Below are 19,842 nucleotides of genomic sequence, written 5' to 3' on the forward strand. Positions count from 1 at the left end.
CGAGCGTTTTGTGGGCACTGCTGCGCGACAACCGGGTGTTCACCCCCGATCCGCCCGTCCCGCAAACAGCTTGACACCGTCATTGAGACTCCTCGGAGTCGCTCCAGCAGGCCACGAGAGTCCTTGGGGTTCAGGGCCTGCGAGCGCAGTGTGTCATAGCGCTGGCAGAGGAAGCTCACCTCTTTCGGATCGGAGATCAGTCGGCCGTTCTGCTGTCCCTCCGAGTACGCGAGTCGCCGCTGTCGCGGCGTCTCCAAGAGCTGTACAGGACCGTCCAGGCAAGCGTGGAACTCAGTGCTCAGCGGCATGATCTGAAGTGTCACGTTACGCGGAGCAGTCAGCTCCAGTAGGTGGTCGATCAGCTCTCTCATGACCTCAGGCCCACCCAGCTGACGCCTGAAGACGAACTCCTCGACGATGAAGCTGAACACGGCATACGGCCGCTCCCCGAGCAGCTTCTGGCGCTCAAGGCGTGCCGCGACCAGGTCCTCCAACTGCCCGTCCGTCAGTGGCGGAATGGCATTGTCGAACACCGCCCGCGCATACCCCTCCGACTGCAACAACCCCGGCACCAGCCGGCACTCGTACGTGCACAAGCTCACCGCAACCCGCTCCAGCCGAGCCCACTGCCGGAACCATGCCGCGAGCCCTGCATCCCCGCGCCCCCGCGTCACGTACTTGGACGCCTTCCGCAGCGCCCCGGTGTTGCCCAGCGCCTCCTCAGCCCGCTCCACCAACGCGAGGTCGGGCATCCGCCGCCCCAGCTCCACCGACTCCACCGTGTGCTTGGAGAAGCGCACGAGGTCCGCGAACTCGGTCCTGCTGTACCCGGCGTGCTCGCGCAGTGCCTGCATGACTGCGCCGAACGTCCGCAGGCTGTCCGAGGGATCGGGCTCTCGGTCCACCTCGCCGGCCAGCACGTCCTCGTCGTCCACCACACCGCCGCCGGTCATCCGCGGCCATCTCCGGTTCCGTACACGCGCTGTTCACCGTCCCCCACCCGACGACACTCAGCGTGACGCATGAACCGTCGTACCGTCCACGGAATGTGGCCGTACGCTGACGCGGAGTACGGGCCGTACGCCTGGAACGCACCCCCGCGCGCCCGTCACCGTGGCCTCATGAGCGCAACTCCACCCCAACTCATCGCCACCGTAAACACGTTCGCCCAGCTCCTGTCGTCCACCCGCCGCGGAGCCCGGCTCGCTCGCCTCCTCGCCGCCGAACAGCTCCGCGCATGGCCGGTGGCACCCGGTGTCGCCGAACGCGCCGAGCAGATCGTGGCCGAACTCGCCGCCAACGCCGCCCTGCACGGCCGTGTACACAACCGCGACTTCCGGCTCGGCCTCACCCTCGACCCTGTGGCCGGCCTGCTGCGTATCACCGTCACCGACGTCCGGGGCGAGTGCCTCCCGCCACCGCCCGCGGAGTGCGCAACGCCCCTGGACGCCGAGTCCGGCCGCGGCCTGCTCCTGGTCACCGCCCTCGCCGACCGCTGGGGCGTCGAGCCGTATCCCCCCGGTGGCAAGACGGTCTGGGCCGATTGCGACTGCGCGGACCCCGACCCGTCGACCTCCTGATACGGCGCGGCCTGCTGTGGCCGGATCCGGCCCGCACCGTTGATCGCGTACTGCCCGCCCCGGAAGATGGTCACGAAACCCTCTCGTCCACAGCGAGGGCCGAGGGAATGTGATGCCGGTTCTTCGAGGCCGGTAGATCGGGGGCGGGTCGTGTCGGCGGGCAGTGGTGCGGTCGTGAGTGGTGCCGGATGAGAAACCGGATGCAGGTGGCCCTTCAGGTCGTGCTGGCGCTGATCGCCTGCTTGCTCGGCATCACCACCAACTACGCCACCAGCACGGACGACGCTCCGTGGGCGCTGCAGATCATCCAGCGGTTCTCGGTGCCGGCGATCGGGCTGCTGGTGGTGGCCATGGTGGTCGGGCAGGTCGTGGTGTACCGGCTGGAGAATCCCGCACCGCCGTCGGTCGACTGGCCTCGTGACCGGGTGCCGTATCCGGGCCTGGACGCGTACGACGAGGACGAGGCGGCCGTCTACTTCGGCCGGGAGGCACAGGCCGCCGAGCTGACGCGCAGGTTGCACGCGACCGCGACGCGGCCTTCCGACCGGTTCCTTCTGCTGGCCGGGGCGTCCGGCAGCGGGAAGTCCTCACTCGTGCGGGCCGGGGTGCTGCCCCGGCTGCGGGAGCGCCGCTGGACCGTCGTCCCGCCCTTCTCGCCCGGGCCGAGCCCGCTCGGCGCTCTGGCCGCGTCTCTCGCGGTCGCCGCCGGCGAGCGGGAAACGGCCGGCGCCGTACTGCGGCGGCTGCGCCAAGGGCCGGACGCCCTGCGGGGCGAGCTGGCACGGCTGCGCGGAGGACGGTTCCGGCGGACCCTCCTCGTCGTCGACCAGTTCGAGGAGCTCGTCACGCTGGGGAGTGAACGCGAACGGGCCCACTTCCTCGACGCTCTGCGTGCCTGCCTGGAACAGGATCCCTCGGTGCGGGTGCTGGCCACGCTCCGCGTGGACCTCCTGGGAAGGCTTCTCGGCACCGGTCATGCCGAGCTCTTCCAGCATCCCGTCGCGATCGGCACCCTGGGCAGGGCACAGCTCGCCGAGGTGGTGGAGGCGCCCGGCGCCCTGGTGGGCCTCTCCTTCGCCCCCGGCGTGGTTGACACGATCGTGAACGAGACGGGCACCGACGACGCCCTCCCGCTGCTCGCCTACCTCCTCCAGGAGCTGTACTTCGCCTCCGGCCCCGGCGGAACGGTCACCGAGGAGCTGTACCAGCGGCTCGGCGGCGTGCCGGGGGCGCTGGCGCGGCAGGCCGACAACACCGTGGCCGGTCTCGGTACGGGCGACACCATCGACTTCGTTCTCCGGGTGCTGCTGAAGTTCGTCACCGTGGAGGGGCAGGAGGTCGCCCGCCGCCATGTGCCGCTGTCGGACCTCACCGACCGGGAGCGGCATGTGGTGGACGCGTTCATCGACGCCCGGCTGCTGCGGTCCGATGTACGCGGGGATGGGTCCGCCGGCCAGGAGCCGTACGCGCAGGTGACGCACGAGGCCCTGTTCCGGCAGTGGGCACCGCTGCGGCAGGAGGTCGAGGCGCGGGCCGAGCGGTTGCGGGAGCGCGCCGAGCTGGAACGGTGGGCCGAGGACTGGGAGCGGTCCGGGCGCAGTGCCGACTACCTCCTCACCGGCGAACGGCTCACCGCGGCCCGGCGATGGCTCGAAGCCCTGGACGAGGCCGGGCAGGCGTCGGCGACCGCCCGGGCGCTCGTCGAGACTTCGCAGCGCCGGGATCTCGCCTTCCTCAGCCGTGTCTCCGACGGCATCGGCCGGCAGGTGCTCGCCAGTGCGGAGACCGAACCCGAGCGTGCCGTGCTGCTGTCGCTGGCCGCGCTCGGCGAGTGCACGCCGACGCCCTCGGCGCGGCGGGGCCTGATGGCGGCGCTGGCCTCCAGCCATCTGCGCACCCGGCTCGACGGGCACACGGACACGGTTCGCGACATCGCCTGGTCGCCGGACGGACGGCTGCTGGCGACGGCGTCCCGGGACGGTACGGCCCGCGTCTACGACGCACTGTCGGGACGGCCCGTGCTGGTCCTGCCGTCAGACGGCGCGATGGTCGAGTCCGTCGCCTGGTCGCCCGACTCGGCGCAGGTGGCCACCGCGGGCCGGGACCATGTCGTACGGATCTGGGACGCCGTCTCCGGGGAGCCCGTACGGCTGCTCGCCGGGGCCGGGGACATCGGCAGGCAGGTGGCCTGGTCGCCCGACGGGCTGCACGTCGCCGCCACGTTCAAGGACCGCGTGGTACGCGTCTGGGAGTCCTCGACCGGCCAGCTCGTGCAGGAACTGTGCGGGCACGGCGACGACGTCTGGGGTGTCGCGTGGTCCCCGGACGGCAGCCTTCTCGCCTCCGCCTCCCACGACCAGACGGTGATCGTGTGGGACCGGGCGACGGGAGCGGCCACTGTGACCCTGGCAGGGCACACGGACTTCGTCGAGGGTGTCGCCTGGTCCCCCGACGGGCGCCGCATCGCGACCGGCTCCGGTGACCACACCGCCCGCGTCTGGGACGTGGAGACGGGCGAGCTCCGGCTTCTGCTGCGCGGTCACACCGACTACGTGTGGAACCTGGCCTGGTCGCCGGACGGCCGGATGCTGGCCTCCGCCTCCTCCGACCGGACCGTGCGCATCGTCGACGCCGACGACGCGAAGGTTCTGGCCGTGCTGCGCGGACACACCGACACCGTGTGGGGAGTGACCTGGTCCCCCACCGGTACGCAGCTCGCCACCGGCTCGGCCGACGGCACCGGGGCCGTGTGGGACCTGCGTCCGCGCGGCGCCGAGGCCACGCTCGTCGACGGGCACGACGGTCCGGTGAACGAGGCCGCCTGGTCCGGTGACGACAGCCGCGTCGTCACCGCCTCCGACGACGGCAGCGTGCGGATCTGGGACGCGGTGACGGGTGCTCCCACCGGGCCCGTGATGAGACTGGAGGACCGCGTGTGGAGCGTGGCCTGCTCCCCGCACGGCGACCGGCTCGCGCTCGGCACCAACGACGGGCTGTTCCGGGTCGTGGACGGGACGGGCCGCACGCTTTTCGAGCGGCGCGGGGAGGTCGTCGAGGGATGTGCCTGGTCCCCGGACGGCCGGCGGATCGCGACCGGTGGGCACGACGGCGCCGTACGCGTCCTGTCCGCGCAGGACGGGACCGAGCTGATGAAGTTCGAGGAGCACCAGGACTGGGTGGGCCGGGTGGCCTGGTCGCCGAGCGGGCGGCTGCTCGCCAGCTGTTCCGACGACCGGACCTGCCGGCTGTGGGACACCGGCGACAGTCGGTTGCTCACCGTCCTGCGAGGGCACGACAACTATGTGGAGGACGCCGCCTGGTCCCCCGACGAGGCACGCGTCGCCACGGCCTCGGGCGACTGGACGGCCGCCGTGTGGGACGCGGTCACGGGGCGCCGCATCGACGTGCTGAGGGGACACGAGGGGCGGGTCCGTGCCGTCGCCTGGTCGCCCGACGGCGCGTATGTCGCCACGGGGGGCGACGACCGCACCGTACGGGTGTGGTCCGCGGCCACCTTCGAGGAGGTCGGTGTCGTCGGCGTCCACCAGGACAAGGTGACCTCGGTGGCGTGGTCCCGCGACAGCACGCGGCTGCTGACCGGGTCCGCCGACGGGACGGCCCGGGTGTGGCCCGCGGAACCGGACTACGACCGGCTGGAGGCGGTCGCGAGGGGGCGGGTCTTCCGTACGCTCACGGAGGAGGAGCGGCGGCACCACATGCTGCCGCTCGACCATGCGTGATCAGTGGACCTGCTCGACCGTGCGGTCGTCGGTGTGGACGAGGTAGTCGTCCGGGTCCAGATTCATCGCCTCGCGCTCGGACGACGCCCAGTACAGCGCGTTGCGCTCCTGGAAGGTCTCGGGGCCGTCGTAGGAGATCAGCCACACGAACTGGTTCCGCTCTCGTTCCACCCACGCCCCGCCGATGGTGAAGCCCAGCTTCAGCCGCAACGGCACGATCTCCTGCCGCCAGCGCTCGACCCACTCGTCGAGCATGCCGTCGCGAACGGTGTACGTACGCAGTTGCGTGGTCCTGGGCATGAGGGAGGGCCTCCTGGTGTTCGGTTGTCGTGGCACACAGCCTAGGCAACTCGAGGGCAGCCGCGAGACGTTCTTGCGAACGCTCAGTAGGATCAGCGCATCCAAGGGGGGATGCTCGTGGGCGGTGGGGGGCTCAACCGCACGTGTTTGAAATGTCGCAGCTCCATCATGGTCGACCAGGATGGTCGCGTGGTCGCCCATGCCAGGCTGATGAGTCGTCTCCCTTGCTATGCCTCTGGTCAACCCGCTGCACTCGTCTCGGTCGAGTGGGGGCCCGGGCCTCGACGTAGCCAGCGGATCATGGGTGAGGGCAAGGGGCGCACGCGGGATCGGCGGAAGGAGGTCCAGTACCTCAAGCCTCCCGAATGGATGCCGAGTTACCAAGGCGAGCATCTGCCGACAATCGGTTTGCCCGCCAAGGGGTGGTTCAGTGTCTGGTTCCCGACTCACACGATGTGGGAGCACGAGCGGAAACTCTCCGGCTGGGTCGGGAGCGATCGATCTTTCCGGTGGGACGGCCGCCAGGGGTGCTGGACGGTTGCCAGCGCTCATTTCCCCCGCCTGAGCCGGGAGCTGCTCGGCAGGTACCCGAGCATCCTCATCGGCCGCGAGTACAACCCGGATGAAAGGTGTAACTCATCCTGCCGGAACGCCAAGGGCTTCCTGTGCACCTGCTCCTGCCGTGGCCGATACCACGGCGGCGGCAAGTGGCGAAGTGGTTGGAAGACCCTGGGTGAGTTCAGCGGTCGGCGCGCGGGAAGGCCATGGCACTGGATGGCCGTTGCCAGTGCCCAGTGAACGCCTCGGCGCCCCACTTCCAGGGAGGGGCGCACGTGAGACGGGTCCTGTCTCCCGTTTCCTGCGCAGAGCTCATTCCGCAGTGTGATTCCCGGTCGTCAGACGGCGACCACGTGCACGTCCGTCGGCGCGAGGACCGTCAGGTAGGCCTGGATGTCCCCCGGATCGGTAGTGAAGATCACCGCGCTGCCGTGCCGGGCCGCCGCCAGAGCCACCCAGGCGTCCACCGCGTCCGGCCGCTTCTTCGCCGGCAGGGCTGCTCGTCCCAGCGCGGTGCCGATGCGCCGCCAGTCCGCGAGGTCCGGCCCCGTCGCACAGGCCAGGCATTCCGGTCGGCCCGCCTTCGTCTCGCGCATGGGCGGCTCGGACGTCCGGGCCTGGGGGACGGTGCAGTCCTTCAGCACCCCGGACAGGGCATGCACCAACGCCGGTCGGGGGCGCCACACCTGGGCGAGGACCGGGCCGAGCACCAGCGCCCGGTGCGGGAGCGTGCGCAGCCCCTCGTGGAGGGCCATCGCCTTCGCCTTGCGGTCGGCGAGCGCGATGAGCATGCCGGAGTCGTAGACCGGCACGCGTGCGCTCACGCGGCGCGCCCCGGGCGGGCGCCGTGCCGGTCCCGGCCGTGGGCGAGGCCGAGGGCCTCCTCGACCTCGCGGCGTTCCTGCTCCGTCAGTTCCGCCGCTGGCTCCGGAACGGGTTCGGCGGGCAGCCCGTCCGCTGCGCGCTCCGCCCGGGCGATGAGCGCGTCCACCTCGGCGAACTGAGCCTCTATGGCATCCGTCTCGGCCATCTGGCGCGTTGCGGCATGCACCAGATAGGCCGAGACGTCCATGCCCGCCCTCTCCGCGTGCTGCCTGATGCGCTCGGCCTGGTCCCGCTCCAGACTGATGCTGATCCGCGTCTTCGCCATGAGAAACAGCGTATTACGCGTATGACGACAGGGCGAGTGTGACTGCCACGGCCAGTCCGGACAGGGCGGACGCCCCGCCCGCGTGATCGCCGCCGCGAGGGTTCGCGAAGCATTCCGGCCCGACGAACTGTCGCGGGGCCGTCCACTAGGCGACGCAATGATACCGTGTGGGTATCATTGCGTCATGCTGTACAGAACCCCTCGTCTCTCCGCCACCGACCACCAGGTCCTGGCCGAGGTCGACGATATGCGTCACGCCCTGCGGCACTCCGTGCAGCAAGTCCCGACCAAGTGGACCCTCGATCTGCGCCGCCACCTGACCGCCTCGGCCATCGCGGCGTCCAACACCATCGAGGGCTACAAAGTCGATGCCCGCGATGTCGCCGACCTCATGGACGACGCTCAGGAGACAGTCGACATCACCGAGGCGGACCGTGCGGAGACTGTGGCCTATCAGCAGGCCATGACTTACATCCAGTCACTTCACGACGCCCCCGACTTCACGTACAGCAAGGGCCTTCTCAACTCGCTGCACTGGATGCTGCAAGGCCACCATCACCCCCGCAAGCTTGCCGGACAGTGGAGGCGGGGCCCGGTCTTCATCACGGCCGTCGGCGATCCTCACGCCACGGAGTACGAGGGTCCTCACGAAGACGATGTGGCTTCCCTGATGGACGAGTTGGTCGACTGGCTCAACACCGGTGACATCGACTCCGACCCACTCGTCCGTGCTGCGATGGCCCATTTCAACCTCGTCAAGATCCACCCGTGGGCCGATGGCAACGGCCGTATGTCCCGCTCCCTGCAGACCCTCCTAATCGCCCGAGAAGGTGTTCTCGCCCCCGAGTTCTCTTCCATCGAGGCTTGGCTGGGCATGCCTGGTCACACCTGGGACTACTACAAGGTGCTACGCGAGGTCGGAGGCCCCGTATACAGCCCGGCGCGGGACACCACCCCGTGGGTACGTTTCAATCTGCGCGCCTATCACGAGCAGACCCAGAGTGTCCGACACCGTGTGGACCGCTCCAACAGGTGCTGGATGCAGCTCGAAGAGCAGCGCGAGATGCTCGGTGTCACCGAACGCCAGATCACGGCCCTGCACGAGGTTGCCGTAACCGGCCGGGTACGCCGCTCCCGCTACGAGAAGGCGGAAGGGATCAGTGAGCAACAGGCCCAGCGCGACATGCAGCACTTGATGCGCAGGGACTTGCTGACACCCGTCGGCAACACCAAGGGCCGCTACTACGTGCCCGGCTCCCGCTACCCACAGAACGTTCTGGCCACAGCCGCCGCCCGCCACACGATCCGTAATCCCTACGAGAGCATCGACTGAAGCCCTCCTGGCCTGTCGACCGCTGGGGCGTCGAGCCGTACCCGCCCGGTGGCGGGGCAGTCGGCGGGCCCATCCGCCGGGACAGGGGGCGGTGACGGCCTCGGGACGTGGCGGGGCCCGGGAGTCGTATCCAGCTCCCGGGCCCCTGGGGATGCCACCCGATCGCGCACGCCGGCGCGTTTAAGAGGACGGATCAGTCGTCATGCCGTCGTGTTCTTCCTTTGAACTACCGCACCGCGGAAGAGGTGCAGGCGAGAGTCGAACTCGCATCCGACGGCGTTCGTCCGTCCCCGGTCGTTCCGGCGATGGGCGGCGATGCTGAAGCTGGAGCGAGAGTCTGAGATTGACGGCCCGGGCGTCACACCCGGTCCTTTCAGGCTGAACTTCAGTTTCAGCTTGCGCTCATCACGCGGGCCGGTCCTCAATCCGGCCCGCGCCTGTCGCGCACCCTCGCGCTCGCACGCGAGGGCGATCGTGGGGGCTACCCGTGACCGGCGTCAGCCGAACAGGTAGCCGAACACCGCGTCGCCGACCCGCTGGTCGGTGACCTCGGCGCCGTTGGCCTCCTCACGGGCGAACTTCACGGCCTGCTGGAGCTTCTCGACCCGCTCCAGCAGCTCGTTCACCCGCCGCGCCGGAAGCGCCCCGGAGAACTTCACCGTCGTCCAGTACCCGATCGGCACGTCCTCGTAGTACACCTCGACCTGCGCCGGGTGCTTGTCGGTCGCCTCGGCCTTGACGTGGTTGCGCGGGACCTTCTTGGTGCGGATCGTGCGGACCGGGTCCGTCTTCCACCAGTCCGTGGACGGGTCCTGCGACCAGGACTCGGCGGCGTCGAGCGTGGGCAGCTTCCTGACGAAGGCGTGCAGCTCGGTGAGCTGCTTCTCCAGGAAGAGCAGGTAAGCGACCGGGACGTCGGCGACGACCGTCCGCCCGTCGACCGTGACGTCCGCGCGGGCCGTGCAGTTCGCCCAGTCCTTGGTGGCGGTCACGTCGAACAGCCGGGTCAGCGACGTGGACATCTCGCGCAGCACGTCCTCGGCCTGCACCTGCACCCGCGTGGACTCGGGCGGCAGCTGCTCGCCCTCCTCGTCCTTCGGCTGGTACGTGCGCGAGATGCCCGCCAGCAGCGCTGGCTTCTGCACCTTGGCGTGCGCGGCGGTGACGTCCTGGAGCGCCTTGCTCTTGACGCCCTTCTCGACAGCGATGATCTGATTGAGCTTCGTCATTCGGTTCCCCCTCGAACAGGCAGGACCGTATCCCGGGCCCGCCGGCGCCCGCACCTCCTTTTCAGGTCCGGCCGGGTTTCCCCCGTGGTCCCTCCGGACAACCGCGGGCGAGGACTCGGATCCTCGGGACGGCAGGAGCACGCCCCGGCCGCACGACACAGCCGCACGCACGCCCTTCACCCGACGGAAGGCGCCGCACATGAAGTTCAGCTACGCCGTGCTCCCCGACCACCCCCTGGCCGAGTCCCTGGACTCCATCCGGCTCGCCGGCGAACTCGGCTTCCACGCCTGCTAAGCCGCCGACGAGACCGGGCACGCGATCGGCACGGAAGCCGTGTCCGGGCGTGCCGGCCGAAGGGCGACGTGATCCCGTGGAGTGCGATGAGTTCCGCGGTGTTCGGCGGTCGTAGTGTCGGAACCGTCGTCCAGGAGGTCTTCTCATGCCCCGCGTGACCTATTCGATGAACGTCTCGCTCGACGGCTACATCGTCGGGCCGGACGGCGGTTTCGACTGGTCGGATCCGGACCCGGACGTCTTCCGCTTCTGGACCGACGAGATCCGGGAGCTCGGCGCCTACCTGCTGGGACGGCGGCTGTACGAGACGATGCTGTACTGGGAGACGGCCGACCAGGACCCCTCGCTCGACGACGCGCAGCGGGAGTGGACCGCGCTGTGGAAGCGGCTTCCGAAGGTGGTGTTCTCCACCACGCTGTCGGCCGTGCAGGGCAATGCGCGTCTGGCCTCGGGCGGTCCGGCCGAGGAGATCGCGCGGCTGCGGGCCGAGGTGGACGAGGGGAACATCGCGATCGGCGGGGCGACCCTCGCCGCCGAGGCGGCCGGGCAGGGTCTGATCGACGAGTACCGGGCCGTGGTCCACCCGGTGCTGGTCGGCGGCGGCATTCCGTTCTTCCCGCGGCGCGAGCGCCGGGTGGATCTCGCGCTCGTCGAGACCCGCGCCTTCGACTCGGGAGTCGTCTACCTCCGCCACCGCGTGGTGCGCTGACCGGATCACCGCGGGGAGGGTGGGGGCGGCAGACGAGTCGGGCTGTACGCCGGGTTCTGTTCCGGCGGGTCCTCGCGGTCCCGCCGGCGACGGCCATCCATCTAGGACCGGCGTTGCCACCGGCCTCCAGCGGTCTACCCGCGGACTCGGGCGGGCAGCCCTCGAACGTCCGCGCAGGGGCACCGAGGTGTCCCCTTCTTGACCTTGCTCCGGGTGGGGTTTACCTAGCTGCCCAGGTCGCCCTGGGCACTGGTGGTCTCTTACACCACCGTTTCACCCTTACCGGGGGCCGAAGCCTCCGGCGGTCTGTTTTCTGTGGCACTGTCCCGCGGGTCACCCCGGGTGGCCGTTAGCCATCACCCTGCCCTGTGGAGCCCGGACGTTCCTCGGGAGGTCCCGCAAGGGACTTCACGCGGCCGTCCGCCCGGCTCGTCTGCCGTGCCGACCATGGTACCCGGCGGGTCCCCCGCCCCCGGACCGGCGGCGGCCGTCGCGAGGACGGAGCCGGCCAGGATCAGGGTGAAGGCGACGCCGATGCCGAGGGTCAGGTCCTCGCCGAGGAAGAGGGCGCCCGCGGCGACGGCGACCGCCGGGTTGACGTAGGTGATGACGCCGGCCCTGGTCGGGCCGACCTCCTTGATCAGCTCCAGGAAGGCGACGAAGGCGATCGCGGTGCAGACGACGCCCAGTCCGGCGAGGGCGGCCAGGACCTCGCCCGGCGGGAGGGCCGCGGGCCGGGTCAGGTAGGCGGCGGGGGCGTAGACGGCCGCGGCCAGGGCGAGGCAGGGGGTGATGAGCTGGAGGGTGGGGACGTCCTTGAGGTGGCGGGCGGCTATCAGGGGGGCGGTGGCGTAGCCGACGACCGTCACCAGCACCTCGGCCAGCGAGCGGGCGTCGCCGCCGGTGAGGTGCGGCACGGTGAGGACGGCGACGCCCCCGATGCCGAGGGCGAGCCCGGTGATCCGGCGGGCGCCGACCCGTTCCTCGGCGCCGAAGAAGCGGGCCAGGAGGACGGCGACGATGGGGACGCCCGCGATCAGCAGGCCGGCGGTGGAGCTGGAGAGGTGGCGTTCGGCGTCGGTCAGGGTCCACCAGGGGCCGATGATCTCGATGACGGCGAAGGCCAGCATGGGCTTCCAGTGCGCCCGGACGGTCCGGGCGAGGCCGCCCTGGCGCAGGGCGAACGGGAGCAGGAGGGCGGCGCCGAGCGCGCACCGGGTGAACACGATCACGGACGGGGAGAGCTCCTCCACCGCCACCTTGATCATCAGATAGGGAATGCCCCAGACCACTCCCATCAGGGAGAACAGGGCCCAGCCGCGTGCAGTCATGGCGGCAGTCTGCGCGCCGCCCTCACCCCGGGTCTTGAACGCTGTTGCGCCTGGCACCGGCGCCGGCGTCGGCGCCGGCCCCCGCCACGCTGTTGCGGTACGCCGCCGGGGTCACCCCCACGACCCGCCTGAACCAGCGGGTCAGGTGGGCCTGGTCGGCGAAGCCCACCAGAGCCGCGGCCTCGGCGGGGCGCACGCCCGCGTCCAGGAGTCCGCGCGCCCTGGCCACGCGGTGCTGGGCGAGCCAGGCGTACGGCGGTACGCCCGTCGCCGTGCGGAAGGCGCGCAGGAGCTGGTAGCGGGAGAGGCCGAGGTCGCCGGCGAGGTCGGCCAGGGAGGGCGGGGCGAGGAGTTCGTCGGCGAGGCGGTCGCGTACGACGCGGGCGATGCGGTCCGCGCCGGGGACCGTGCCGTCGGCCGCGCGGGCCGTGGAGTGGCGCCGGGCCAGGGCCGTCAGCAGCCAGGGGATGCGGGACTCGGCCTCCAGCGGGTCGGGCCGGCGGGCCAGGTCGGTGTGGGCGGCGCGCAGGGCGCGGGCGAGTTCGGGGTCGTGGAGGACGGGTTCGCGGAAGTGCGGGAGGCCGCCGCGGATGCCGTCGGTGAGCAGGGACGGGGCCGCGTACAGGGCGCGGTAGGAGTAGCCGTCGGGGGCGGCGGGGCCGCCGGTGTGCATCTCGCCGGGTTCCAGGACGACGAGGGACCCCGGCCCCGAGTGGATGTGTCCGCCCCGGTAGGCGATGACCTCGAGTCCGCCGACGGTGACGCCGACCGTGTACTCGTCGTGGGCGTGCGGGGCGTAGACGTGGCGGTCGAAGCGGGCGGTGAGCAGGTCGAGGGGCGGCCCGGCCGTCCCCAGCCGGGCTCTGGTCCACCGTGCTTGTTCGCGTGTGTCCACCGTTTGCCACCCCCTGCCCCAACGGGATCAGAGGAAGTCGGCGGTGTCCAGGTCGAAGGTGAAGGGTTCGGGCAGGGGGAGCGGGTCGCCGAAGGGGCGCCTGACCGATCGCAGGTAGCCGTCGGCTCTCGGCTCGCTGAACAGCGTCACCATGGAGGTCTCGCGGTCCACCAGGAGGTAGAGCGGGATGCCGGCCCTCCCATAGCTTCGGCGCTTGGCGTTCCGGTCGGCCTGCGGCTTGGTCGACGTCACTTCCAGGACCATGGAAACGCCGTCGCAGGCCATCCACGAACCCGCAGCCCCGAACACGTCCAGCTCCACGGGCGCGAAAGTGACGTCCGGAATCACATGATCACCGGAGGGCGCCTCTCCGGCCGACAGCTTCAGCCCCTTGTTCCCGGAGAAGTCCATGTCCATCCGGGACCGCCGGATCACTTGCCGCACGATACGGCTGATGTACTTCTCATGATCCCCGTCCGGCGGCGGTGTCACGGCGATCTCCCCTTCGATCAGCTCCGCCCGGAACCCCTCCGGGGTGTCCAGGTCGAGAAACCACTCCAGCAAGAGGTCCTGCGTGATCGGTTCGTGTGCCATGGCAGTCATGTCACGCCCCTCCTTCGGTCGCTCGCCAGACTGGGACATCGGCTGATCACCTGTCCGAGAGATCGGGAACCGCTCTCTCGATCGTGGCACAGGACCGGCGTCGCCGTCCGGAAGCCGGGTTCCTCGGCCGCTTGACCCTGTCGCGGCGTCAACGTTTCTACTGGCGTCATGCGGATCGGAGAACTCGCCGACGTCGTCGGTGTCACCACGCGGACCGTGCGCCACTACCACCACCAGGGCCTGCTGCCCGAACCGGAACGGCTGGCCAACGGGTACCGGACGTACACCCTGCGGCACGTCGTCGTGCTGGCGCGGATCCGGCGGCTGACGGAGCTGGGGCTCGGGCTGGCGGAGGTGCGGGACGTGCTCACGGACGAGGCCGGGAAGGACCTCGCCGAGGTGCTGGAGGAGCTGGACGCGGATCTGGCGCGGCAGGAGGAGGCGGTCCGGGAGCGCCGGGCGCGGTTGCGGGCGCTGCTGGAGACGGAGGGCGGGCTGCCGGCCGAGGGGCCGGTCTCGCCGGAGCTGGCCGGGCTGTTCTCGGGGATGGGGGACGTCTCCGGCTCCCCCATGGCCGTACGGGACCGGGAGGTGCTGGCGCTGCTGGAGGGCACGTTGGCGCCCGGGGAGCGGGAGCGGCTGCTGGCCACGCTGCGTGGTGCCCTGGGTTCGCCGGAGGCGGTGGCGCGGGCGCGGGAGGCGTACGCGCTGCTGGACGGGCTGGCGGACGCCGGTGCCGACGATCCGCGGGTGGCGGAGGCGGCCGGGGTGCTCGCCGCGTGCCTGCCCGCGGAGCTGCTGCCCGAGCAGGACGCGGACATCGACCCCGGTCACGGTTTCCTGCGCGCCCTGTACGCGGACTTCGCGCCGGGGCAGGCGGAGGCGGTCCGGCAGGCCCTGGAGATCGTCTCCCGGAGGCGGCGGTCATGAGGAGGGCGCGGGCGGGGAGGGGATCCCGGACGGGGAGGGGGCTGCGGGTGCCGAAGGGGTCGCGGGTGGTGGCGGTCGCCGGGCTCATGGTGCGGCACGAGGTGCGGTTGCTGGGGAGTCTGTGGCTGTGGGCGGCCCGGCGGACGCACGGGACGACGGGCGGCGGGCTCGTCTTCGGGTACGCGCGGGGGCAGGGCGCGATGACGGCCGGCCTGGCGTTCGTGTGCGTGATCGAGACCGTGATGATGTCCGTGCTGCTGCGGAACTGGCCGGCCGTGCACCACGTGGTGCTGGTCCTGGACGTGTACACGGTCGTGATCGTGGCCGGGCTGCACGCCGCGTCCGTGGTCCGGCCGCATGTCCTGGACCCGGCCGCCGGGACGCTGCGGATCCGCCAGGCTCTCCACGCCGACGTGCGGATACCGCTGGAGCGGATCGTGTCCGTACGCCGGGAGCTGCGGACGACGCACGAGCGGGCGGACGGTGAGCTCGACCTGCCCGTGGGCTCCCAGACCTCCGTCACCTTCGAGCTCGCCGCGCCCGTCACCCACGTCACCTTCTTCGGACGGCGGCGCGAGGCCGGGGTCGTACGCTGTCACGCCGACGACCCCGGGGCGCTGGTACGGGCCGTCGGCCGGGCACGGGAGGGGAACGCCGTACCCTGACCTGGGCCGAGAGCCCGATCGTGAAGGAGTACGTGTGCTTGTCCTGCTGCCGCCGTCCGAGGGGAAGGCCGCGTCCGGCCGGGGCGCTCCCCTGAAGCCGGAGTCGCTGTCCCTGCCGGGGCTCGCCGCGGCCCGCGAGACCGTCCTCGGGGAGCTGGTCGAGCTGTGCGCCGGCGACGAGGAGAAGGCGCGCGAGGTGCTGGGGCTGAGCGAGGGGCTGCGCGGCGAGGTCGCCAAGAACGCGGAGCTGCGGACGGCCGGGGCGCGGCCCGCCGGGGAGATCTACACCGGTGTGCTCTACGACGCCCTGGACCTGGCCTCCCTCGGCCCGGACGCCGCGGCGCGGGCCGCGCGGTCGCTGCTGGTGTTCTCGGGGCTGTGGGGTGCGGTGCGGGTGACGGACCGGATTCCGTCCTACCGGTGCTCGATGGGCGTGAAGCTGCCCGGGCTGGGGGCGCTGGGCGCCTTCTGGCGGGCGCCGATGGCCGGGGTGCTGCCGGAGGCCGCCGGGGACGGGCTGGTGCTGGACCTGCGGTCGGCGGCGTACGCGACGGCGTGGAGGCCGAAGGGCGAGGTGGCCGGGCGGACCGCCTCGGTGCGGGTGCTGCACGCGCCCACCCGGAAGGTGGTCAGCCACTTCAACAAGGCGACCAAGGGGCGGATCGTGCGGAGCCTGCTGACGTCCGGGAGCACACCGGAGGGCCCGGCCGAGCTGGTGGAGGCGCTGCGGGACCTCGGGTACGAGGTGGAGGCGGAGGCGCCCGCGAGGGCGGGGAAGCCGTGGTCGCTGGACGTGCTGGTGGCGGAGATCCACTGAACCGACCGGAGCTCCGTTGCACGTATTGCAACGCGCGTTGCGTGTCGTACTTCTCGGCGGCACGATGAGGGCATGAGTTCACCGCTGCCGCCCTCCCCCGCCGCCTCCGTGCTGGACCTCTCCCCTGTCGTCCCCGTCGTGGTCGTCGACGACCTCGCGGACGCCGTGCCGCTCGCCCGGGCGCTCGTCGCCGGCGGGCTGCCCGCGATCGAGGTCACGCTGCGGACGCCGGTCGCCGTGGACGCGATCCGGGCGATCGCCGGTGAGGTGCCGGGCGCGGTGGTCGGCGCCGGCACGGTGATCACGCCGGAGCAGGTCGGCGAGGTGGTGGCGGCCGGGGCGCGGTTCCTGGTCAGCCCGGGGTGGACGGAGTCGCTGCTGGCGGCGATGCGGGCGTCCGGGGTGCCGTTCCTGCCGGGGGTGTCGACCACGTCGGAGGTGGTGGCGCTGCTGGAGCGCGGGGTGCGGGAGATGAAGTTCTTCCCGGCCGAGGCCGCCGGCGGCACCGCCTACCTCGAGGCGCTCGCCGCCCCGCTGCCGCAGGCCCGCTTCTGCCCGACCGGCGGTATCACGCCGGCCTCGGCGCCGGACTACCTCGCCCTGCCCAACGTCGGCTGCGTGGGCGGCAGCTGGATGCTGCCGAAGGACGCGGTGGCCGGCCGGGACTGGGCGCGGGTGGAGGCGCTGGCCCGCGAGGCCGCGGGGTTCAGCGCAGGTGGGACGTGTCGTTGAACAGGCGGACGCTGGCGCCGCCGTCGGCGTAGTACGCCACCGCGGACAGGGACGCCGCCGACAGTTCCATGCGGAACAGCGACTCGGGCGGGGCGCCCAGGGCGAGCCGTACGAAGGTCTTGATCGGCGTGACGTGCGAGACCAGCAGGACCGTGCGGCCCGCGTACGCCGCGACCAGCCGGTCGCGGGTGGCGGCGATGCGGGCGCCGGTCGCCGCGAAGCTCTCGCCGCCGCCGGTGGGTTCGGCGTCCGGGGAGGCCAGCCAGGCGTTCAGGTCGTCCGGGTGGCGTTCGCGCACCTCGGCGAAGGTGAGGCCCTCCCAGGCGCCGAAATCGGTCTCGCGCAGGCCCTCGTCGACCGTCACCTCCAGACCCAGACGGGCGGCGACGACGGCGGCGGTCTCGCGGGTGCGGGCGAGCGGCGACGTCACGATCGCCTGGACCGTGCCGCGCCGGGCGAGTGCCTCGGCGGCCCTGACGGCCTGCTCCCGGCCGACGGCGGACAGGGACGGGTCGCTGCCGCCGCTGCCGGAGAACCGCTTCTGCGGGGTCAGCGGCGTCTCCCCGTGCCTCAGCAGGACGAAGGTGGCGGGGGCGCCCATGTCGGGCGGACCCCAGCCGGGCGAGGCGACCGTCCTGGCGGCCCGTACGTCGGCGGCGGCGACTCGTGCGTCGGCGGCGGCCGTTCCGGTTTCCGCCGTGCCGGATACCGGCGTGCCGGTTTCCGCCGTGCCGGGTACCGCTGTGTCGAGTTCCGCCGTCGAGGCCGACGGCGACCACTGTTCCCCGCGGGCGCCCGCGTCCATCGCCTCGTTGGCCAGGCGGTCGGCGTGCTTGTTGCTCGCGCGGGGGATCCACTCGTAGGTGACCCGGCCGGGCGGGAAGACACGCGCCGCCTCGGCGGCGAGCGGCTTCATGTCGGGGTGCTTGATCTTCCAGCGGCCCGACATCTGCTCGACGACGAGCTTGGAGTCCATCCGGACGTGGACGGACGCCGACGGGTCGAGCGCGCGGGCGGCGTACAGGCCGGCCAGCAGGCCCCGGTACTCGGCCACGTTGTTGGTGACGACGCCCAGGTACTCGGCCGCCTCGGCCAGGGTCCGCCCCGTCGCCGCGTCCCGCACCACCGCGCCGTAGCCCGCGGGCCCCGGGTTGCCCCGCGACCCGCCGTCGGCCTCGACCACGAACTCCCGTGCCGGAGCCGCCCCGGCAGCGGCCCCCGGATCCGTCCCCGCGCTCGCCACTACGGCTCCTACAGGCCGGAGTCGGCCGTGCGCACGAGGATGCGGCGGCAGTTCTCGCAGCGTACGACCGTGTCGGGCGCGGCCGAGCGGATGTCGCTCAGCTCGGTGATGGCCAGCTCCTGGCGGCAGCCCTGGCAGCTGCGCTGGTACAGCTTGGCCGCGCCGACGCCGCCCTGCTGCTCGCGCAGCTTGTCGTAGAGCTTCAGCAGGTCGGCGGGGATGGTGGCCGCGATGACCTCGCGCTCCTTGGTCACCGAGGCGGCCTCGCGGTCCAGCTCGCCGACGGCCGCGTCGCGGCGCCCGGTGGCGTCGTCGATCTTCGCCTGGACGGAGGCGACCCGCTCGGTCAGCTCGCCGACGCGCTCCTGCGCGGACTCCCGGCGCTCCATCACCTCCAGGACGATGTCCTCCAGGTCGCCCTGCCGCTTGGCGAGGGAGACGATCTCGCGCTGGAGGTTCTCCAGGTCCTTCGGGGAGGTGACGGCTCCGGAGTCCAGGCGCTGCTGGTCGCGGGTGGCGCGCTGGCGCACCTGGTCCACGTCCTGCTCGGCCTTGGTCTGCTCGCGGGCGCAGTCGCTCTCCTCGGTCTGCGCGGCGACGAGCAGGTCGCGCAGCTGGGCGAGGTCCTTGTTCAGCGACTCGAGCTCGGCGTGCTCGGGCAGCGACCGCTTCTTGTGCGCGAGCTGCTGGAGGCGGACGTCGAGGGCCTGGACGTCGAGGAGTCGGATCTGGTCGGCGGGCGCGGCGTTCAGTTGGGGGCTCCCATGGGGTCGGCTGTGGTGGTGGACGCCGCGTGGGCGGTCCAGGGGTCGGTGACCGTCCTGGAGACGTGGACCCTCAGGTCCCATCCGTTGCGGTCGGAGATCTCGTCGAGCTGGGCTGCCGCCAGCTCGCACCAGGGCCACTCGGTGGCCCAGTGCGCCGCGTCGAGCAGCGCGAGAGGACTGTGGGCGCGGGCCTCCGACGCCGGGTGGTGGCGCAGGTCCGCGGTGAGGAAGGCGTCGACGCCGGCCGCCCGTACGTGGTCGAAGAGGCTGTCGCCGGAGCCGCCGCTGACGGCGACCGTGCGGACGACGGCCTCGGGGTCGCCGGCGACGCGGATGCCCTGCGCGGTGGCGGGCAGCCGGGCGGCGGCGCGGGCGGCGAGTTCGCGGACGGTGAGCGGGTGCTCCAGTTCGCACACCCGGCCCAGGCCGCGGCGGCCCTCGGGGTCGGACGGGTCCGGCACCAGGGGGCGTACGACGCGCAGGCCGAGCGCGCCGGCCAGCGCGTCGGAGACGCCGGGGTCGGCGGTGTCGGCGTTGGTGTGGGCGACGTGCAGCGCGATGTCGTTCCTGATGAGCGTGTGCACCACGCGGCCCTTGAAGGTGGAGGCCGCGACCGTCGTCGTCCCGCGCAGATACAGCGGGTGGTGGGTGACGAGCAGGTCGGCGCCGAGCCTCACCGCCTCGTCGACGATCTCCTGGACGGGGTCGACGGCGAACAGGACCCGGGAGACCCGCTGACCGGGGTCGCCCGTGACGGTGCCGACCGCGTCCCAGGACTCGGCACGCTCGGCGGGCCACAGGTTCTCCAGCGCGGCGATGACTTCTGACAGACGGGGCACGCAGGCAAGGCTACCTGGAGCTTCTGGGCCGCTGTACCCGTCGCGGGCCGTCGCGGGCCCGCCCGGCCCCGTGCAGCACACCCCGGGCCCTTTCCTCAGGCGAATCGTTCCTGTGCCACCCCTTTG

17 protein-coding genes, 1 other RNA gene and 2 pseudogenes are annotated in these 19,842 nt (G+C 71.9%); 8 read left to right on the forward strand and 12 right to left on the reverse strand.

Annotated elements, in window-relative coordinates; translation table 11 throughout:
• Positions 1 to 89 precede the first annotated feature (89 nt).
• Positions 90 to 953 (reverse strand): annotated as a pseudogene (locus tag ACFYOJ_RS35050) (Scr1 family TA system antitoxin-like transcriptional regulator); the annotation flags it as partial.
• Positions 954 to 1,121: 168 nt separating this feature from the next.
• Here ACFYOJ_RS35050 and ACFYOJ_RS35055 point away from each other — a divergent pair.
• On the forward strand, positions 1,122 to 1,580 hold the full coding sequence (locus tag ACFYOJ_RS35055) for an ATP-binding protein (RefSeq protein ID WP_356558415.1): 459 nt from the start codon (positions 1,122 to 1,124) through the stop codon (positions 1,578 to 1,580).
• A 200-nt stretch (positions 1,581 to 1,780) separates the two neighbouring features.
• On the forward strand, positions 1,781 to 5,320 hold the full coding sequence (locus ACFYOJ_RS35060; RefSeq protein ID WP_356558416.1) for an AAA family ATPase: 3,540 nt from the start codon (positions 1,781 to 1,783) through the stop codon (positions 5,318 to 5,320).
• Here the strand turns inward: ACFYOJ_RS35060 and ACFYOJ_RS35065 are convergent, their stop codons facing one another.
• The 3 genes from ACFYOJ_RS35065 to ACFYOJ_RS35075 form a co-directional block, all read right to left on the reverse strand.
• Positions 5,321 to 5,620 (reverse strand): NIPSNAP family protein, encoded by a 300-nt coding sequence (locus tag ACFYOJ_RS35065; protein WP_356558417.1) that lies wholly within the window; start codon positions 5,618 to 5,620, stop codon positions 5,321 to 5,323.
• 896 nt (positions 5,621 to 6,516) lie between these two features.
• Positions 6,517 to 7,002, reverse strand: coding sequence for a hypothetical protein (locus ACFYOJ_RS35070; protein WP_356558418.1), 486 nt, complete (start codon positions 7,000 to 7,002; stop codon positions 6,517 to 6,519).
• Positions 6,999 to 7,328: a plasmid mobilization protein gene (locus tag ACFYOJ_RS35075; RefSeq protein WP_356558419.1), complete on the reverse strand. Its 330-nt coding sequence runs from the start codon at positions 7,326 to 7,328 to the stop codon at positions 6,999 to 7,001. Before ACFYOJ_RS35075 ends, ACFYOJ_RS35070 begins: the two co-directional genes overlap by 4 nt.
• Before the next feature lie 184 nt (positions 7,329 to 7,512).
• Here ACFYOJ_RS35075 and ACFYOJ_RS35080 point away from each other — a divergent pair, with 184 nt between their 5' ends.
• Positions 7,513 to 8,661 carry a Fic family protein gene (locus ACFYOJ_RS35080; protein WP_356558420.1) on the forward strand — a complete coding sequence of 383 codons (1,149 nt, stop codon included), beginning with the start codon at positions 7,513 to 7,515 and terminating at the stop codon, positions 8,659 to 8,661.
• A gap of 497 nt (positions 8,662 to 9,158) precedes the next feature.
• On the opposite strand, the gene ACFYOJ_RS35085 is transcribed toward ACFYOJ_RS35080, so the two are convergent.
• Positions 9,159 to 9,890, reverse strand: coding sequence for a hypothetical protein (locus ACFYOJ_RS35085; RefSeq protein WP_356558421.1), 732 nt, complete (start codon positions 9,888 to 9,890; stop codon positions 9,159 to 9,161).
• A 440-nt stretch (positions 9,891 to 10,330) separates the two neighbouring features.
• Between ACFYOJ_RS35085 and ACFYOJ_RS35090 the strand changes: the two genes are divergently transcribed.
• Positions 10,331 to 10,894 (forward strand): dihydrofolate reductase family protein, encoded by a 564-nt coding sequence (locus tag ACFYOJ_RS35090; RefSeq protein ID WP_356558422.1) that lies wholly within the window; start codon positions 10,331 to 10,333, stop codon positions 10,892 to 10,894.
• 29 nt (positions 10,895 to 10,923) lie between these two features.
• Here ACFYOJ_RS35090 and rnpB read toward each other — a convergent pair.
• The 4 genes and pseudogenes from rnpB to ACFYOJ_RS35110 all read right to left on the reverse strand — a co-directional run bounded on the left by rnpB (position 10,924) and on the right by ACFYOJ_RS35110 (position 13,723).
• Positions 10,924 to 11,326, reverse strand: an RNA gene (gene rnpB, locus ACFYOJ_RS35095) — RNase P RNA component class A.
• Between the two features lie 119 nt (positions 11,327 to 11,445).
• A pseudogene (locus tag ACFYOJ_RS35100) lies at positions 11,446 to 12,225 on the reverse strand (DMT family transporter); the annotation flags it as partial.
• 22 nt (positions 12,226 to 12,247) lie between these two features.
• Positions 12,248 to 13,120, reverse strand: a complete 873-nt coding sequence (locus ACFYOJ_RS35105) for an AraC family transcriptional regulator (RefSeq protein ID WP_356558423.1) — start codon at positions 13,118 to 13,120, stop codon at positions 12,248 to 12,250.
• A gap of 27 nt (positions 13,121 to 13,147) precedes the next feature.
• Positions 13,148 to 13,723: a Uma2 family endonuclease gene (locus tag ACFYOJ_RS35110; protein ID WP_356558424.1), complete on the reverse strand. Its 576-nt coding sequence runs from the start codon at positions 13,721 to 13,723 to the stop codon at positions 13,148 to 13,150.
• A gap of 168 nt (positions 13,724 to 13,891) precedes the next feature.
• On the opposite strand from ACFYOJ_RS35110, the gene ACFYOJ_RS35115 reads away from it, so the two are divergent.
• The 4 genes from ACFYOJ_RS35115 to eda all read left to right on the forward strand — a co-directional run bounded on the left by ACFYOJ_RS35115 (position 13,892) and on the right by eda (position 16,867).
• A complete protein-coding gene (locus ACFYOJ_RS35115) occupies positions 13,892 to 14,653 on the forward strand; it encodes a MerR family transcriptional regulator (protein ID WP_356558425.1) in 762 nt (253 codons plus the stop codon).
• A gap of 86 nt (positions 14,654 to 14,739) precedes the next feature.
• Entirely contained in the window at positions 14,740 to 15,318 is a 579-nt protein-coding gene (locus ACFYOJ_RS35120) for a hypothetical protein (protein WP_356558445.1), read from the forward strand.
• A gap of 34 nt (positions 15,319 to 15,352) precedes the next feature.
• Complete coding sequence (gene yaaA, locus ACFYOJ_RS35125; RefSeq protein ID WP_356558426.1) at positions 15,353 to 16,135, forward strand: peroxide stress protein YaaA; 783 nt, start codon at positions 15,353 to 15,355, stop codon at positions 16,133 to 16,135.
• Positions 16,136 to 16,207: 72 nt separating this feature from the next.
• Entirely contained in the window at positions 16,208 to 16,867 is a 660-nt protein-coding gene (eda, locus tag ACFYOJ_RS35130; RefSeq protein WP_356558427.1) for a bifunctional 4-hydroxy-2-oxoglutarate aldolase/2-dehydro-3-deoxy-phosphogluconate aldolase, read from the forward strand.
• Here the strand turns inward: eda and ACFYOJ_RS35135 are convergent.
• Genes ACFYOJ_RS35135 through ACFYOJ_RS35145 form a run of 3 tightly spaced genes read right to left on the reverse strand, consistent with a single transcriptional unit; the run spans position 16,842 to position 19,716 of the window.
• Positions 16,842 to 18,110 (reverse strand): bifunctional RNase H/acid phosphatase, encoded by a 1,269-nt coding sequence (locus tag ACFYOJ_RS35135; RefSeq protein ID WP_356558428.1) that lies wholly within the window; start codon positions 18,108 to 18,110, stop codon positions 16,842 to 16,844. The two genes, eda and ACFYOJ_RS35135, sit on opposite strands and share 26 nt — an antisense overlap.
• Positions 18,111 to 18,118: 8 nt before the next feature.
• Positions 18,119 to 18,862 carry a C4-type zinc ribbon domain-containing protein gene (locus ACFYOJ_RS35140; protein WP_356558446.1) on the reverse strand — a complete coding sequence of 248 codons (744 nt, stop codon included), beginning with the start codon at positions 18,860 to 18,862 and terminating at the stop codon, positions 18,119 to 18,121.
• Positions 18,859 to 19,716 carry a Nif3-like dinuclear metal center hexameric protein gene (locus tag ACFYOJ_RS35145; RefSeq protein WP_356558429.1) on the reverse strand — a complete coding sequence of 286 codons (858 nt, stop codon included), beginning with the start codon at positions 19,714 to 19,716 and terminating at the stop codon, positions 18,859 to 18,861. The genes ACFYOJ_RS35140 and ACFYOJ_RS35145 overlap by 4 nt, the downstream gene beginning before the upstream one ends.
• Between the last annotated feature and the right edge of the window lie 126 nt (positions 19,717 to 19,842).

It is taken from the genome of Streptomyces sp. NPDC006384 (genome assembly GCF_042870695.1).
Lineage (GTDB): Bacteria > Actinomycetota > Actinomycetes > Streptomycetales > Streptomycetaceae > Streptomyces.